We start from the raw sequence: 16785 nt of genomic DNA, 5'->3' as shown, positions 1-16785 counted from the left end.
ATTCAGCTCGGTACAAGAGTCCTAACTGGACTCTTGTAATAGCCCATAGCTGGGTAAAGTTAGGAAGGCAGCGAACTCTTCGGCTGTAGAAAGTTGATAGAAAAGATCAGCTGTCTCTTCAAATCGACCTGCTGCATAGCGCGAGTCACCGACTTCATGTTTTATCGTGTCTAACTCCTGGTAAAGCCAAGAGTGGAACAATTGTTTGGTAAAGGTTTGGCCGTCATCAAGCGTGACGCCGTGGTGGATCCATTGCCAAATATTGGCTCTTGAGATCTCTGCGGTGGCGGCATCTTCCATAAGGCCGTAGATAGGTACACAGCCGTAGCCTTGAATCCAAGCTTCGATGTAATACAGCGCAATACGGATATTCTTGCGCACGCCGGCTTCGTCGCGGCTGCCTTCACAAGGTTTTAGCAACGAGTCTGCATTGATCACATGCTCCGGGCTTTGAAAATCCATTTGGTTTACTTTGCCATCTAAGTGCTTATCAAAGATCGACATTGCCAAATCAACCAGTGCAGGGTGCGCGACCCATGTGCCGTCGTGTCCGTTCTGAGATTCTCTTTGCTTATCTTCGATAACCTTGGCGGTTACACGCGCCATTTCTTGCGGATCTTTCGCTGGAATAAAGGCCGACATACCACCCATCGCCAGTGCGCCGCGAGCATGACAAGTACGCACCAACAGTTGGCTATAGGCATTTAGAAACTCTTGATCCATGCCGATCCCGTGGCGGTCAGGCAGGATGCGGTCTTTATGGTTTTTCAGCGTTTTGATGTAGCTGAAGATGTAATCCCAACGGCCACAGTTCATTGCCACGATATGATCACGCATTGCGTACAAGATCTCTTCCATTTGGAATACGGCTGGAAGCGTCTCAATCAAAACCGTCGCACGAATGGTGCCTTTGGGTACGTGGAAATAGTTTTCGGTGAAGCTGAAAATATCGTCCCACCACTGTGCTTCTTCCATGCTTTCTAGCTTGGGAATGTAGTAGTAAACCCCTAAACCTTGTTGTGCTCGTGATTGATAGTTATGGAAAAAGTACAAGGCGAAGTCCATCAAGCAACCGCCGATAGGCTGATTGTTGAATTGGATGGATTGCTCAGGAAGGTGGATCCCTCGTGGGCGTGCGATCAGCAGTGCAGGATCGTCGTTTAATTGGTAACTCTTCTGCTTCTTCTCATCGAAGTAGCTAATGGTGCCAAGGTTGGCGTCTCTTAGGTTGATTTGCCCTTCGACCATATTGGCCCAAGTAGGAGAAGACGCATCTTCAAAGCAGCACATGAAGACTTTCGCGCCTGAGTTTAGCGCGTTGATCACCATTTTTCGTTCGATAGGCCCGGTGATCTCTACGCGGCGATCAAGCAGCTCTGGCGGCGGTGTTGCCACTTTCCATTCTTTATTCTGGCGAATGGAAATGGTGTCCTTTCTGAAATTGGGTAACTCACCCTCGTCATATTGAGCTTGTTTTACGTCGCGGTCACTTAGCAGGGTATGACGGCGATCTCCAAACTTATTGACGAGAGCTTCTAAGAACTTTAATGCATCTTTAGACAAGATCTCTTTGTACTCGGAGTTGTCCATCTTCCCAAGTACCTGCATACACAGCACATCTTTTCTCTCTTTCACGTCATTCATAATTGCTTGTCTCCTTTACACAATACGATGTCATTTTGTATACAAAATTCTCTTTTTAAGGATATTTATATGGTAGAAATTGTAAACAAGCAAACGGTATTTAACATTTATTTATCATTTGATCTTTTTGTAATTTATTTTCACGTAAAGATATTTTATGTAAAGCAATGAATTGTAAGCTTTTCAGGGTGAGTGCGTACTTAATGTGATGGGTTGATGTAACAAGATTGTTTCATTCTGGGGTTGATAAATAGCGAGGATGGTCATAGTATACAAAAGTTAGGTTAATTGTATACAATCTGAACTGGAGGTTCGAATGGCAATTATGAAAGCGATTGAAGCAGCGGTAGAAGTGCTTAAACGTGAAGGTGTAGATATCGTATTTGGTGTTCCCGGCGCAGCAATAAACCCTATGTATGCGGCTATGAAAAAACTCGGAGGAATCGACCACGTCTTAGCTCGTCACGTAGAGGGTGCATCCCATATGGCTGAAGGGTACACGCGTACTAATCAAGGCAATATAGGTGTGTGTATTGGTACTTCTGGTCCTGCGGGAACGGACATGATCACGGGTCTTTATTCTGCGACTGCAGATTCGATTCCAATTCTATGCATCACCGGCCAAGCGCCACGTGCTCGTCTTCACAAAGAAGATTTTCAAGCGGTCGATATTGAATCTATCGCTAAACCAGTGACTAAGTGGGCGACTACGGTGCTGGAACCTGCACAAGTGCCACGCGCATTCCAAAAAGCCTTTCATTTAATGCGTTCGGGTCGCCCGGGTCCAATCCTGATTGATCTACCGATTGATGTTCAGCTGGCTGAGATTGAATTTGATATCGATACCTATGAACCGCTAGAACCTTATAAGCCACAAGCGACACGCGCGCAGGTTGAGAAAGCATTAACCATGATGTCTCAATCTGAAAAACCGCTGATTGTATCTGGTGGTGGCGTGATTAACGCTGGCGCGTCTGAATTGTTGCAACAGTTTGCCGAGATCACTGGAGTTCCTGTGATTCCAACCTTGATGGGTTGGGGCTCGATCCCAGATGATCATGAATTAATGGCAGGCATGGTAGGGCTACAAACGTCTCACCGTTACGGCAACGAAACCATGCTCAACTCTGACTTTGTGTTTGGTGTCGGTAACCGATGGGCAAACCGTCATACCGGCTCTGTCGATGTTTACACTGAAGGCCGAAAGTTTGTTCACGTTGATATTGAACCAACCCAAATCGGCCGCGTGTTCTGCCCAGATTTAGGCATTGTCTCTGATGCCAAGGCAGCGCTGGAGTTAATGGTTGAAGTGGCGCAAGAGTGGCGTGACGCTGGCAAACTGCCGAATCGAAATGCTTGGGCAAGTGAGTGTCAGGAACGCAAGTCGACCATGCTGCGTAAAACCAATTTCGATGAAGCACCAATGAAACCGATGCGTGTTTATGAAGAGATGAACAAGGCATTTGGCCGTGACACTTGCTATGTGAGCACCATTGGTTTGTCGCAAATCGCTGCCGCTCAGTTCCTGCATGTTTATAAGCCTCGTAACTGGATCAACTGTGGTCAAGCAGGTCCACTAGGTTGGACTACACCCGCTGCATTAGGCGTACGAGCGGCCGATCCAGATCGCGATATTGTCGCTATCTCTGGTGACTATGATTTCCAATTCATGATTGAAGAACTGGCCGTCGGCGCGCAATTCAATCTGCCATACATCCATGTGTTGGTGAACAACTCGTATCTAGGTTTGATTCGCCAAGCACAGCGCCAATTTGATATCGACTATTGTGTACAACTGGCGTTCGATAACCAGAATGCACCAGAGCTTGAAGGCTACGGTGTTGACCATGTTGCAGTAGTTGAAGGTTTAGGTTGTAAGGCGATTCGAGTTCGTGAACCTGAGCAAATTGCCGCTGCGTTTGAACAAGCCAAAGAGTTGATGAATAAGCATAAAGTACCGGTTGTTGTTGAGCTGATTCTTGAGCGAGTGACCAATATTGCGATGGGCGTAGAGATCAACGCCATCAACGAATTTGAGCCACTTGCCGAAAGCCGCGGCGACGCTCCAACGGCGCTGGCGTACAAGTAATCATTAAGTAATGTGTATCCGTAGAGCTGAGGTTTAGCTCTACGGAAAGTCTCCAATAGAGCGAGGCTTACTAAGCAACCGTAGCTCCACCAAATAACCGTTGCTTCACTAAACAGTCATAGTTTCACCAAATAAAGAATAAGGACAGAGTCATGGCAAAATTTGCAGCAAACTTGTCAATGTTATTCACGGAAGTTGATTTTATGGACCGCTTTGAAGCTGCCGCAGAAGCGGGCTTTCAAGGTGTCGAATATCTTTTCCCTTACGCCTTTGATGCTCAGGCAATCAAAGAAAAACTCGACGCTAATAACCTAGAGCAAGTGCTATTTAACTTGCCAGCGGGTGATTGGGATGCTGGTGATCGTGGTATCGCGGTAGACCCAACACGAGTTGAAGAGTTTCAAGCGGGTGTACCTAAAGCCATCGCTTACGCTAAAGCACTCGGTTGTACACAAGTGAATTGCTTGGCCGGGATTGTTCCGCAAGGTGTCACTCAACAAGACGCGCAATCGGCGTTTGTGATTAACCTGCATTATGCGGCGAACGCGCTAGCAGCAGAGGGCATCAGCTTAGTGATAGAAGCGATCAATACCCGCGATATTCCGGGCTTCTTCTTAAACACCACTGAGCAAGCCAAAGCGATCATTAAAGAGGTAGGGAACGATAACCTTTCTATCCAATACGATATTTATCACATGCAAATTATGGAAGGCGATCTTACGCCGACCATGCAACAGAACATTGGCCACATCGCACACGTGCAACTGGCGGATAATCCAGGCCGACACGAACCGGGTACCGGCGAAATCAATTACCCGTTCGTGCTCAACTATCTTGATGAGCTTGGCTATCAAGGCTGGGTTGGCTGCGAATACAAACCAAAAACAACGACGACAGAAGGCCTTGGTTGGCTGCACCAGTACCGTTAATTGCGTCTGGTAACCCTCAAACGTTAAGGAGAACAACATGTCTAAAATTGCATTTATCGGAACTGGCATCATGGGTAAACCTATGGCGAGTAACCTTCAAAAAGCAGGTCACGATTTGATTCTGTCGGATCACTTTAATGCAGCACCTGCCAATCTTGTGGCAGCGGGTGCAACGGTCTGTCATTCACCCGCGGAAGCGGCTGAAGCAGCAGATATCATTATCTTAATGGTGCCGAATACCCCTCAAGTAGAAGACGTCCTGTTTGGTGACAATGGCGTCGAGCAAGGCCTTACCGCCGGTGGCGCTGCTGGAAAACTGGTTATCGATATGAGTTCAATCTCACCAATCGCAACCAAAGCGATTGCAGCTCGAATCAACGAAGGTGGTGCTTCATACCTTGATGCACCGGTATCAGGTGGTGAAGTGGGCGCGATTAATGCGGCGCTGACTATCATGGTGGGCGGTGAGCAAGACGCCTTTGATAAAGCACGACCTTTGTTCGAAATCATGGGTAAGAATATTACGCTGGTGGGTGATAACGGAGCAGGCCAAACGTGTAAAGTGGCTAACCAGATCATTGTTGCTCTGAATATCGAAGCCGTGTCTGAAGCCTTGGTATTTGCTTCAAAAGCCGGTGCTGATCCAGCACGAGTTCGTCAAGCGCTATTAGGTGGCTTTGCTAACTCTAAGATATTGGAAGTGCACGGTGAGCGTATGGTTGAAGGCACATTCGACCCTGGCTTTAGAATCTCGCTTCACCAAAAAGATCTGAACTTAGCACTAACGGGCGCACAAGAGTTAGGTGTTGCACTGCCGAATACGGCTAATGCTCAGGAGTTGTTTGGCGAGTGTGCCGAAATGGGCGGTGAAGGTTGGGACCACTCTGCGCTTATCCAAGCGATAGAGAAACGCTCTGACCACTCGATTCGTTAATCTAGTTAACGGTTTGTCCGTTTAGTGGTTATTCAATCAACCGATTATCCGTTAATTAATTAGGGCTGCTATCGATTCGTAGCCCAACAGTTTGTTTATAAATCGCGTAGTTTCGTCTCCTTTTATACGCGTTCCTGATACGAGGCAGAGGTTGAAGTTGTTCCTTTCCAACTTGATCTTAGCAGGCACCCTTTGGCCTTGTATTGGGGTTCTTTTTTTCTCCGTCAACTAAGGAGTGGCTGATGGACATTGATGCTAAGCAGTTTCTACAAACCCTTTTCTCAAGTGCTGTTAATCAGGCGCTACCTAAAAATCACATCGAACCTTTTCTTCCTCAAGACATTTTTTATCGCTCTGCTAATCAAGCCGGGCGTACTGTGGTGATAGGAGCAGGAAAAGCAGCCGCGTCGATGGCCGCAGAGCTTGAAGCGGTTTGGCAGGCAAAGAAACAGCAAGATCTCGCACTGCGTGATCTTGAAGGCTTAGTGGTGACTCGTTATGAACACACCGCCCCTTGCGAACATATCGAAGTGATTGAAGCGGCGCACCCCGTGCCAGATGCGATGGGCTTAGAAGTGAGCCAACGTATGCTGCAATTGGTGAGTGGCTTGAGTGCCGACGACACGGTTATTTGCCTACTGTCGGGGGGCGGTTCCGCTTTGTTAAGTCTGCCCGGTGGCGACATCAGCTTGGCAGAGAAGCAACAAATCAATAAGGCGCTGCTCAAATCAGGCGCCGCCATTGATGAGATGAATTGTGTTCGTAAACATCTATCTTCGATAAAAGGCGGTCGACTCGCCAAAGCGGCGTATCCTGCAAGGGTAGTGTCACTGGCGATTTCTGATGTACCGGGTGATGACATTAGTGTGATTGCCTCTGGCCCAACCGTACCAGACACCACCACGCGTTTTGATGCGATGGCCATTTTAGAACGTTATCAAATAGAAACACCACGCTCGGCATTTGAATGGCTAAATAATCCAGAGTCAGAGACGGTTAAACCAGATGACGTATGTTGGAAGAACGCGGAGCACCATATTATCGCGACACCAATGTCGGCATTGGAATCCGCTGCTGCAGAAGCTGAAGGCTTGGGTATTCCCGCTTATGTGTTGAGTGATTGCATAGAGGGAGAAGCGCGAGATGTCGCGAAGGTGCATGCTGCGCTAGTCAAACAAGTGGCTAATAACAAGCACCCATTTGAGACGCCTTGCGTGATACTTTCCGGCGGGGAAACCACGGTAACCGTTAAAGGGAATGGTCGCGGTGGGCGTAACTGTGAGTTCTTGTTGAGCTTGTATAACGAGCTTAAAGGCCAAGACAACATATTTGCATTGGCTGCTGATACCGACGGGATTGATGGTGTTGAAGACAATGCGGGAGCATGGATCGCGCCTCAAACATGGCAACTAGGTTCGAGCCTGTCGCTTAAAGCGCAAGACTATCTCGATGCGAACAACAGCTACGATTTTTTCAAGCAAGTCGATGTGCTTCTAACCACGGGGCCAACGCTGACCAATGTGAATGACTTCCGCGCGATATTGATTCTTTAACTTGAACAGTTCAAAAACACGGTATGGAATGGTCGCTTCTTAACAAATAGAGCGGCCATTTTATTGTTATCAATGCGGTGACCTTGAGTTCTGAGATTATCTTCTGGACTAATGAAGCACGTTGATTACTATGATTTTAGTAACGAGCTGTAAAGGATGCAATATGTCTAGGATCAGACAAAAGAATCAAGATTTAATCATCGAAGTCGCGTGTGAACAATTCGCCACTCATGGTTATGCCGCAACAAAAATGGCTGATATCGCAAAAGCGGCCGACATTCCCAAACCCAACGTCTTCTACTATTTCAGCTCAAAAGATAAGCTCTACAACGCTGTGCTTGAAACCGTCACTCAGCCTTTACTAGAAGCGTCTCGTCCGATTGAAGAGCTCAGCGATCCTGTTGAAGCCTTGTCTCAATATATTCAAACCAAGCTGATCATTTCTCGCGATCATCCACATGCCTCTAAGGTATTTGCCAATGAAGTGATGTCTGGCGCTAAAGTATTGCCGAAAGAGATTGGTGACGAGCTGTATAAGCAATCCCAGATGATTCTTGATAAGTTCTCGACATGGTCGGCGCAGGGCCTAATGGACGATGTTCCCGCTCATCACCTGATGTTTACCATCTGGGCGGCAACTCAAACCTACGCCGATTTTGGCTGGCAGATTTGCAGCGTGATGCAGAAGGACCAACTCGATGATAAAGACTATGCCGATGCCGCTCAGTTCATCACACAGTTAGTGATTAAAGGCTGTGGTGTGAAAAGCTAATGTTGTTTGAACGTTTATCTAGGTGTGTGAGTGACTATAAGCACAGAACCTCTTTTGTGACCTGTTGTGCAATAACTCATTTATCTTGAATTCGGTTCGATTAGGTATGCCATTTTATTTAAATGACAGGTTATAGTATCGCGAAAATTGGCGGCACTTACTCTTCTGAAAAGCGAAAAGCTGGAAACTTATAGATGAAGCCGCTAACAATATTACACGCACAACATTAAGGTTTAGCAATGACGCTTAAAAGCTTGGCATGCACCATCAGCGCAGTTCTGCTTGCAGGTTGCGGTTCAACGGTCGCGACGCAAACATACAACGCTGATCTGATCATCACCAACGGACAGGTTCTCACCATCAATTCAGAAATGGATGTGATTGAAGATGGTGTTGTTGTAGTGAAAAACGACCAGATCATCGCAGTCGGTACCGAGGATTTAATGACTCAATATCGCGCAGAAAAAGTGATTGATGCTCAAGATGGAATCGTCATGCCGGGTATGGTGAACGCGCACAACCATTTACCGATGATCGCGTTTCGTGGCTTAGGGGAAGAGGGTATTTCGAATCGTCTGTTCGCTTACTTCTTCCCTCTAGAAGCCGAAAAGCTAAGCCGTGAACTGATTTACAACGCAACCAAGCTTGGCTCTATCGAACTAGCACAAAGCGGTGTAACCACTTATGCCGATATGTATTACCACATGGATGAAATGGCCAAGGCGACCAAAGAAGTCGGCTTACGCGCTGTGCTCGGCGAAACCGTGATTAAGTTCCCAGTGGTCGATGCCAAAGAACCTTACGGCGGCATTGAATACGCCAAAGGCTTTATCGAACAATACAAAAACGATGAGCTAATCACGCCTGCTTATGCGCCACATGCGGTGTACACCGTGAGCAAAGATAAGCTGCAAGAAATCAACAAGCTGTCTGCTCAATACGATGTGCCGGTGCTGATTCACGTTGCTGAATTCCCAAATGAAGAGAAACGCATCAAAGATGAAACTAAGGCAACATCGCCAGTCGAATACATGGATGAAATTGGTGTGCTGGACGAGCGCGTAGTCATTGCTCACGGTATCCATCTTTCGGAGAACGATCAAAAGCTTCTAAAGCAAGCTGACGCAGGGATCTCATACAACCCAATGGCGAACGCTAAAGGTGCAACTGGCATCGCACCAGCATGGGATATGTACCGTGCTGATATGCGTATTGGTTTGGGAACCGATGGCCCCATGAGCTCAAACCAAGTTGATATCATGCGTACCCTAAGTTACGCAGCGAACATGCAACGTTTAAAGCATTCTGACCGCACTATCATGATTCCTGAGCAAGTTATCGAGATGGCGACATTAGGTGGCGCGAAAGCCCTACACATGGAAGATCAAATCGGTTCTCTTGAAGCGGGTAAGAAGGCAGACATCGTGATTGTAGAGACAACATCAGCGAACATGATGCCAAATTACGACCCTTACGCGACCTTGGTTTACCAAGCGAACCCAAGCAACATCGACACGACGATTGTGAACGGCCAAATCGTAATGGAAAACCGTGTAATGCAAACCGTTCAACTGGATGAAATCCGCCAAAGCGTCGATGAGTTTGAAACAGATATCAAAGCCTTTGCCAAAGAGCTTTCTAAGAAGGCGATTAAGTCGAAGAGCTTGATGGATTAAGATGTAAATCGGTTTCTAAAAATCGAACTGAATGAACAAGGCCGACATCACGTCGGCCTTTTTTCGCTTTTCTAGTTAGAGAGTATTTAATTATTCATCGCCAGTTTACCTAGCTTCATTGCAGCTGCATGGTGGCGGTGCATTAGTTGTTCCATGTCTACGCCAATCACAGCGCCATCGTTCACTCGCCACTTACCTGCAACCATCACTTTATCTGCTTGTTGAGCGCCGCAGAGTAGTAGTGCTGCAAGTGGATCGTGGCTGCCAGAGAAACGAATGTCATCAAGTTTGAACATCGCGATGTCGGCTTGTTTTCCGACTTCTAGTGTACCGATATCCGTTCTACCCATTGCGCGTGCTGAGCCTGACGTTGCCCAGCGCAGTGCGTCGAAGTGTGAAACGTTGGCAGAGCCATACTGCAGGCGCTGTAAGTACATCGCCATGCGCACTTCAGCAATCATATTTGAGCCATCGTTTGAGGCGGAACCATCTACACCTAGCCCGACTTTTACGCCAGCGGCTTCAAGGTCGTTGTTCTTACAAATACCAGAAGCCAGCATCATGTTGGAAGTAGGGCAGTGGCTGATGCCAATGCCTGCTTTACCCAAGCGCTTGATCTCTTCTGGATTGAAGTGAATGCCGTGTGCAAGCCAAGTGCGTTCATTCAGCCAGCCCACATCTTCTAGGTAATCGACAGGGCGTAGACCGAACTTCTCGATACAGAAGTCCTCTTCATCGAGCGTTTCGCATAGGTGAGTGTGCATCATCACGTTCTCACGCTCACTGATCTTGGCGGTCTCTTTCATCAGATCGGTGGTGACCGAGAACGGCGAACAAGGCGCGAGTGCGATTTGAATCATCGCCCCTTCATCGCGCTGGTGGTAATCGCGAATCAAGCGTTGGCTGTCATCAATGATGGTTTGTTCGGCTTGAATGGTGTGTCGTGGAGGTAGCCCACCTTCATCTTCCCCAAGGCTCATGGAACCGCGCGTGAATATCGCTCTTACACCTAGTTTCTCTGCGGCCTCGACTTGTAAATCGATGGCGTGCTCTAGCCCGTTTGGCAGCAAGTAATGATGGTCTGACGCTGTGGTACAGCCCGACATCATCAACTCAACCAGAGCTAACTCTGTGGCAAGGCTCATCATCTCCGAATCGAGGTTGGCCCAAACTGGATAGAGGCTTTGTAGCCAATGGAAGAGTTCTTTATTCAGTGCTCCGGGGTAGGCACGCGTTAGGGTTTGATAGAAGTGGTGGTGCGCATTGATAAGCCCAGGAGTCACAACATGACGAGAGGCGTCGACGCTGTAATCTACGGGTAAGGTCGGTTCTTTGTGTTTGCCAACCAGCTCAATGATTGTATTACCTTTAATGACAATACCGCCTTCTGCATCAGCCAGTGAGCCAGTGTAGATTGCGAGAGGATTCTTAATCCAGATGGTTTCCATTCATAGTAGTCCTTAGCCATCTCAGCCTTTTCAGGGAAGAGGGTCTTTATTGGTATTTGCTGTTGAAAGATAAATTCGAATCAGGGCGTTAAAACGTTCAATGCTCTAATCAGCCCTGATTCTGTGAAAATCGGTTTTACGTCAGTCAGTGAACCAGTTAGTTCGCTTTGGGCTCAGGGTTTTCTGATGCTGCTTGAACGTCTGCTTCTGTACTTGCTTGCTGAATCTCTAATTGGTCGTTTGACTGTAACTCTTCTTCAGCTTGCTCTTTCATTTCTAGCTCAACTTGCGCTTGGCTTTCGGCTAGTGCCTCTTGCTCTTCTGCTCGTGAAGACTTTGGTAAAACAAGGTTCAATAGCACCGTCATGATAGTACCGGTAGTGATGCCTGAGTGAAGAAAGTTCGCAAGGTCATGCGGCAAGTGTTGCAGTAATCTTGGTTCGAAAGTGACGGCTAAGCCAGACGCCAAACCTACACAGATTACCAAGGCATTTCGCTTGGTGTCTGCGGCCTTGATCAACATGCGGATACCCGCGTAGGCAATCATACCGAACATCACAAAACCCACACCACCTAGAACAGGTTTCGGAATCGTGACGGCAATAGCGGCTAATTTCGGGAATAAACCGCCTAAAATTAGCAAACCACCGGTTGCAGCCACTACATAACGACTTGCTACACCTGTGATACCCACAATGCCGACGTTTTGACTGAATGATGCCAGTGGCATTGCCGTTAAAATTGAAGATAAGGTACTGCCAAGGCCATCGCCTAGAAGACCACGTTTTAAGTCTTTACCGCTGACTTGGGTTTGGCAGTTGTTGCCTAATGCCATGAAATCACCCGTAGCTTCGGCGATAACCACTATGTACACCAAGCTCATACTGATGATGGCACTCGCAGAAAAGGTAAAGCCATATTTGAAGGGCTCAGGTCCGCCAACCCAAGCGGCAGAGCTGATTTGCTCAAGGTCGACCATGCCGAGTGATAGCGCCACAATGTAACCGCCCGCTAAACCAATCACGATGGCCGAAGCGGCAACCGCGCCTTTACAGTAAACCGATACGCCAACCACAATCCCCAAAGAGATCAGTGCTAGAAATAGCTTTGGCAGCGTGGCGAATTGTTCTGTGTTGGCAGGGGAGTCTCCGACCCAGTTCATGGCAACCGGTAAAATGGTTAAGCCGATTAAGGTAACCACTACACCACTTACTACGGTTGGGAACAGCTTCCGAACCTTGTCCATATAGAAGCTGGCACCAATCACCACGAACGAGCCGATAAGCGCTGAGCCCATTATCGCGGCGACACCGCCTTCGTTGCCGATTGAAATGGCGACGCCCAAAAAGGCAAAGCTCGAACCCATCACCACGGGTAGTCGAATGCCAACAGGGCCAAAACCGAGACATTGAGCGACGGTTACAATACCTGACGCCAGCAGCGCAGCATTGATCAGCGAAACGATCTCGGTGTTAGGCAAGCCAATTGACGCGCCGACAATAAGGGGAACAGCGACGATGCCACCAATCGAGGCGAGCATGTGCTGTAATGCGAGTAGGAAGGTTAAGCCGTGAGGCGGTCTTTCATTTAGGGTGTACAGAAGTTTCATTTGATATTCCTCTGCCTGTGTTTCCGTTTACAGGCGATTGGCGGTCAAATAATGACTTCTACAAACTGCGTAGGGTCATAAAAAAGGTGCACTAACCGAGCGGATATTTGTGTGTTCCGCTGATTAGCACAATTAGCTTTTTCTTAAAAATGTTGTTTTAGCATGTGTCTTGATAGCTCGGCCTGCGAACAAGCCAAGCGATAGTTACGTTGGGTGATTAACCGATGAACACGAGCTTCGCGACAAAAATAGCCGCTAAGAAGTACATCGAAATCGAGACGTCTTTTGTTTTACCTGTCGCCAGTTTCAGCACTGTGTAGGTAATGAAACCCAGTGCGATACCATTCGCGATAGAGAAGGTCAGAGGCATCATTAACGCTGTAATGGCTGCGGGAGCACCGTTGGTGAAGTCTTTCCAATCAACGTGCTGCATGCTGCTCATCATCACGAACGCTACGTAAATTAACGCGCCAGAGGTTGCGTAAGCTGGGATCATGCCTGCAAGTGGAGATAGGAAAATCGCCGCTAAGAACAACACCCCAACCACAATCGCAGATAGGCCTGTTCGTGCGCCTGCTGCAACGCCCGCTGCACTTTCTACGTAACTGGTTACTGGCGGACAACCCACACACGCACCTGCCACACTTGAGATACTGTCGGCTTTCAGCGCTTTGCTTAGGCCTTCAATTTTTCCTGTTTCAGGGTTAGTTAGGTTTGCACGCTCGGCCACGCCCATCAAAGTACCCGCGGTATCGAACATGTTTACAAAAAGGAAAGCCAAGATAACGCTGATCATTGAAACATCGAGAGCGCCCATAATGTCCATTTTTAGGAACGTAGGCGCTAAGCTTGGTGGCGCCGCGAAGAAGCCGTTGTAATGCACTAAGCCAAGCATCATACCGACGAGCGTTACACTCAAAATACCGATTAACACCGCACCAAATACTTTACGCTCACTCAGAACAGCGATGATAAGGAAAGCGATAGCGGCCAGTAGCGCTTCAGGTTTAGTGAAGTCACCTAGTGATACCAGTGTTGCTGGGTTTTCGACGACGATACCTGCTGTTTTAAGACCAATTAGACCTAAGAACAAACCAACGCCCGCAGTCATGGAGTAACGTAAACTCACAGGGATACTTTCAATGATCCATTGGCGGACTTTGTAGAAACTCATCCCGACAAACAAGATACCTGAGATAAACACCGCACCCAGTGCCACTTCCCAGCTGTAGCCCATTTCGCTTACTACCGTGAACGAGAAGAAGGCATTCAAGCCCATGCCCGGCGCAAGTCCGACAGGCCAGTTCGCAAATAACCCCATTAACAAACAACCGATAGCTGCACCAATACAGGTTGCGACGAATACCGCTCCTGCATCCATACCCGATGCGGCCATGATTTGTGGGTTAACGAAGATGATGTAAGCCATGGTTGCGAAGGTGGTGACACCGCCGACCAACTCATTTTTCACACTGCTTCCGTGTGCCTTAATTTTAAAGAGTTTCTCTAAAATTCCGTTATTCGCATCTTGGTTGAGTATTTCTGTTTTACTCTCACTCATGTCAGCAAGTCCTTTTATGTTGTGATCCATTTATTGAATACAGCGAGATTTCAATATTAAGTTTTAAGGTTTTTTCCTAGCCGCTATTTCTTTAGCTATCAGTTGATTAGTCATCAACTTCTAACTAATAACGTTGTTAGTATTTTTATATGAACGTGTTTAGTGAGTGCACACCTTTTGGGATGTACACGTGAATTTGTTTATTATTCGATGGTTGGGCCTAGTTCGAAGTTCTAGGACACGGGACTAACTGCCCCGATAGGTTGAGAAACTGTAAGGCGAGACGAGAAGAGGAACGTGATAATGCGCTTCTGGATCATCTAAGCCGAAACGAATAACCACATCGTCTAGGAAAGGCACACCATCCAATTCCACACCTTTGCTTTTGTAGTAATCGGCTACGTAAAACACCAATTGATATTTCCCCGGTCGGAAATCATTCCCTGCCAGAATCGGCGCATCGGTTCGGCCATCGGAGTTAGTGATTACCGTCGCCAGCTTTTCTGTTGAGTCTTCATTGACCTTATAAAGCTCTACCTTGATCTCTGCACCCGGTAAGCCGTGAGTCGTGTCTAATACGTGTGTTGTTAATCTTCCCATAGTCCTTTAATAGCGCTTTTGGCGCTCCTCTGTTCCGTGGTTTATCTGTCTGTTTCGACCTTGCAAAGAATGCAACTGGTCACTTTGTTATCACTAACTATGTACGAACTGTACACAATTAGTAAAGCGAATTGTTGGAAAAATGTTAACTATTGTGTCGTTTTTTCTGACTTTATAGATCTTGATTATCGTTTTTTGGTGAGCTTTGACTTTATTAAGCTGTTGTTTTTAAATGGCAATAGTGCGTAAATTTAACTTGAATAACAAAATCTTTACATTGAGATAAATAATTGTATACAATAAATGTACAGGGGTAAGGTTGCTCTGTTTATCGAGAATCCATTTGGTTGAATCATTTGGCGACTCACTTAAAGAGCGGCTAAGCCAACCACTTATGTTAGGAGTACTTGGATGAATAAGGATTATTCAAGAAATTTGATCGGTTACGGAGCTAACCCTCCAAACCCTCAATGGCCAGGTAATGCGCGCGTCGCGGTTTCTTTTGTATTGAACTATGAAGAGGGCGGTGAGCGTTGTTTGTTACATGGAGACGACGAGTCTGAAGCTTTTCTTTCAGAGATCCCGTCAGCACAGCCGATTAAAGGCGAACGTCACATGAGCATGGAATCCATCTATGAATATGGTAGCCGTGCGGGTGTGTGGCGTGTTCTTCGCTTGTTCGATGAATATGAAATCCCACTGACCGTATTTGCTGTCGCAATGGCGATTGAGCGTCACCCAGAAGTAGCCAAAGCCATGGTCGAAGCGGGTCACGAAATCTGTAGCCACGGCTACCGCTGGATAGACTATCAATACATTGATGAATCTGAAGAGCGCGACCACATGACCAAAGCGATTGAGATCATCCAACAAGTGACGGGTCAACGCCCACAAGGTTGGTACACCGGTCGAACTGGTCCAAATACGCGTCGCTTAGTCGCAGAAGAAGGCGGCTTTCTTTACGACTCAGATGCCTATGATGATGACCTGCCTTATTGGCACACCGAGACTGGTCATCCGCAATTGGTGATCCCTTACACACTTGATGTGAACGACATGCGTTTTTCAACGGCGCAAGGCTTTAACTCTGGTGAACAGTTCTTCCAATATCTGAAAGACACGTTTGACACCCTTTATATGGAAGGCGAAACCGCACCGAAAATGATGTCGGTTGGGTTGCATTGTCGTCTGATTGGTCGCCCCGGTCGTATTGCTGCATTAAGACGTTTCTTAGATTACGTAAAACAGCACGACAGCGTGTGGTTATGTCGTCGAATCGATATCGCCAACCACTGGCACCAACATCATCCATATCAACCAAATAACGCTAATCATCAACATCAAAAGTAGCAGTGAAGCAAGGAGGCTTAACGTGACTGAATTTCGATCATGCCAACCAACAACCATGGACCGCGATACCTTTGTCGCGCACTTTGCTGATGTTTACGAGCACAGCCCGTGGGTTGCAGAAGTGGTGTATGACCAAGGTTTGAATGCCGAAGATGACCATATCGAGAATCTTCATCTGAAAATGGCATCGACCTTGTTAAGTGCAGACCAAGGCAAACAGTTGGCTTTGATCAACGCTCACCCGGATTTAGCCGGTCGAGCAGCAGTAAACGGCGAACTCACCGAGTCGTCGACCAAAGAACAAGCGGGGGCGGGCATCGACCAGTGCAACGCCGAAGAATTTGAAAAATTCACTTCTTACAACGACAGCTACAAAAGTCGCTTCAATTTCCCTTTTATCATGGCGGTGAAGGGAGCCAATCGTTACCAAATTCTTGAGTCGTTCGAGATGCGATTAGGAAATGATAGTGAAACTGAGTTTGCTACGGCGATTCAAGAGATCAACAAGATCGCGATGTTTCGTCTCTGGGATATGTAAGTTAACGGAGTTAACAGCTATCTCAGCCCAGTCTTAGTGCGCTAAGAGCCCGCTTTATAAGCGAATAAGCCACTGAGTTCTC

General features: G+C 47.3%; 13 protein-coding genes. 8 read left to right on the top strand and 5 right to left on the bottom strand.

Features of this window, described 5'->3' with window-relative positions:
• Positions 1 to 21: 21 nt before the first annotated feature.
• Positions 22 to 1647, bottom strand: a complete 1626-nt coding sequence (aceB, locus tag AB6D93_RS07755) for a malate synthase A (protein WP_102332263.1) — start codon at positions 1645 to 1647, stop codon at positions 22 to 24.
• 313 nt (positions 1648 to 1960) lie between these two features.
• Here aceB and gcl point away from each other — a divergent pair, with 313 nt between their 5' ends.
• From gcl to AB6D93_RS07725, 6 genes are all read left to right on the top strand, one after another.
• Positions 1961 to 3733: a glyoxylate carboligase gene (gene gcl, locus AB6D93_RS07750; RefSeq protein ID WP_016797766.1), complete on the top strand. Its 1773-nt coding sequence runs from the start codon at positions 1961 to 1963 to the stop codon at positions 3731 to 3733.
• Positions 3734 to 3885: 152 nt separating this feature from the next.
• On the top strand, positions 3886 to 4662 hold the full coding sequence (gene hyi, locus AB6D93_RS07745) for a hydroxypyruvate isomerase (protein ID WP_102332262.1): 777 nt from the start codon (positions 3886 to 3888) through the stop codon (positions 4660 to 4662).
• A gap of 37 nt (positions 4663 to 4699) precedes the next feature.
• Entirely contained in the window at positions 4700 to 5596 is an 897-nt protein-coding gene (locus AB6D93_RS07740; RefSeq protein WP_102332261.1) for a 2-hydroxy-3-oxopropionate reductase, read from the top strand.
• Positions 5597 to 5838: 242 nt separating this feature from the next.
• Positions 5839 to 7149, top strand: a complete 1311-nt coding sequence (locus AB6D93_RS07735) for a glycerate kinase (RefSeq protein WP_102332260.1) — start codon at positions 5839 to 5841, stop codon at positions 7147 to 7149.
• A gap of 163 nt (positions 7150 to 7312) precedes the next feature.
• Positions 7313 to 7921, top strand: coding sequence for a TetR/AcrR family transcriptional regulator (locus tag AB6D93_RS07730; RefSeq protein WP_102332259.1), 609 nt, complete (start codon positions 7313 to 7315; stop codon positions 7919 to 7921).
• A 239-nt stretch (positions 7922 to 8160) separates the two neighbouring features.
• The gene (locus tag AB6D93_RS07725) at positions 8161 to 9597 is read left to right on the top strand and encodes an amidohydrolase (RefSeq protein ID WP_102332258.1); all 1437 of its coding nucleotides are present in this window, start codon (positions 8161 to 8163) and stop codon (positions 9595 to 9597) included.
• An 86-nt stretch (positions 9598 to 9683) separates the two neighbouring features.
• Here AB6D93_RS07725 and AB6D93_RS07720 read toward each other — a convergent pair whose 3' ends face one another.
• The 4 genes from AB6D93_RS07720 to uraH form a co-directional block, all read right to left on the bottom strand.
• The gene (locus AB6D93_RS07720) at positions 9684 to 11045 is read right to left on the bottom strand and encodes an 8-oxoguanine deaminase (RefSeq protein ID WP_102332257.1); all 1362 of its coding nucleotides are present in this window, start codon (positions 11043 to 11045) and stop codon (positions 9684 to 9686) included.
• A gap of 157 nt (positions 11046 to 11202) precedes the next feature.
• A complete protein-coding gene (locus AB6D93_RS07715) occupies positions 11203 to 12654 on the bottom strand; it encodes a nucleobase:cation symporter-2 family protein (protein WP_102332256.1) in 1452 nt (483 codons plus the stop codon).
• 217 nt (positions 12655 to 12871) lie between these two features.
• A complete protein-coding gene (locus tag AB6D93_RS07710) occupies positions 12872 to 14215 on the bottom strand; it encodes an NCS2 family permease (RefSeq protein ID WP_017061593.1) in 1344 nt (447 codons plus the stop codon).
• Positions 14216 to 14461: 246 nt separating this feature from the next.
• Positions 14462 to 14815, bottom strand: coding sequence for a hydroxyisourate hydrolase (uraH, locus tag AB6D93_RS07705; protein ID WP_004732855.1), 354 nt, complete (start codon positions 14813 to 14815; stop codon positions 14462 to 14464).
• A 411-nt stretch (positions 14816 to 15226) separates the two neighbouring features.
• On the opposite strand from uraH, the gene puuE reads away from it, so the two are divergent.
• Positions 15227 to 16165 (top strand): allantoinase PuuE, encoded by a 939-nt coding sequence (gene puuE / locus AB6D93_RS07700; protein ID WP_102332255.1) that lies wholly within the window; start codon positions 15227 to 15229, stop codon positions 16163 to 16165.
• A gap of 22 nt (positions 16166 to 16187) precedes the next feature.
• Positions 16188 to 16703, top strand: a complete 516-nt coding sequence (gene uraD / locus AB6D93_RS07695; RefSeq protein WP_102332254.1) for a 2-oxo-4-hydroxy-4-carboxy-5-ureidoimidazoline decarboxylase — start codon at positions 16188 to 16190, stop codon at positions 16701 to 16703.
• Positions 16704 to 16785 lie beyond the last annotated feature (82 nt).

The organism is Vibrio sp. 10N.247.310.23 (genome assembly GCF_041467155.1).
GTDB classification, from domain to species: Bacteria; Pseudomonadota; Gammaproteobacteria; order Enterobacterales; family Vibrionaceae; genus Vibrio; species Vibrio crassostreae_C.
The sequence above is the reverse complement of the archived record's forward strand: the minus strand, read 5'-3'. Positions and strand labels throughout refer to the sequence as shown.

What these genes read in the sequence shown, in the direction of transcription:
- gcl (WP_016797766.1), top strand. Translation starts at nt 1,961, where the DNA reads ATGGCAATTATGAAAGCGATTGAAGCAGCGGTAGAAGTGCTTAAACGT.
- hyi (WP_102332262.1), top strand. Translation starts at nt 3,886, where the DNA reads ATGGCAAAATTTGCAGCAAACTTGTCAATGTTATTCACGGAAGTTGAT.
- AB6D93_RS07740 (WP_102332261.1), top strand. Translation starts at nt 4,700, where the DNA reads ATGTCTAAAATTGCATTTATCGGAACTGGCATCATGGGTAAACCTATG.
- AB6D93_RS07735 (WP_102332260.1), top strand. Translation starts at nt 5,839, where the DNA reads ATGGACATTGATGCTAAGCAGTTTCTACAAACCCTTTTCTCAAGTGCT.
- AB6D93_RS07730 (WP_102332259.1), top strand. Translation starts at nt 7,313, where the DNA reads ATGTCTAGGATCAGACAAAAGAATCAAGATTTAATCATCGAAGTCGCG.
- AB6D93_RS07725 (WP_102332258.1), top strand. Translation starts at nt 8,161, where the DNA reads ATGACGCTTAAAAGCTTGGCATGCACCATCAGCGCAGTTCTGCTTGCA.
- AB6D93_RS07720 (WP_102332257.1), bottom strand. Translation starts at nt 11,045, where the DNA reads ATGGAAACCATCTGGATTAAGAATCCTCTCGCAATCTACACTGGCTCA.
- AB6D93_RS07715 (WP_102332256.1), bottom strand. Translation starts at nt 12,654, where the DNA reads ATGAAACTTCTGTACACCCTAAATGAAAGACCGCCTCACGGCTTAACC.
- AB6D93_RS07710 (WP_017061593.1), bottom strand. Translation starts at nt 14,215, where the DNA reads ATGAGTGAGAGTAAAACAGAAATACTCAACCAAGATGCGAATAACGGA.
- uraH (WP_004732855.1), bottom strand. Translation starts at nt 14,815, where the DNA reads ATGGGAAGATTAACAACACACGTATTAGACACGACTCACGGCTTACCG.
- puuE (WP_102332255.1), top strand. Translation starts at nt 15,227, where the DNA reads ATGAATAAGGATTATTCAAGAAATTTGATCGGTTACGGAGCTAACCCT.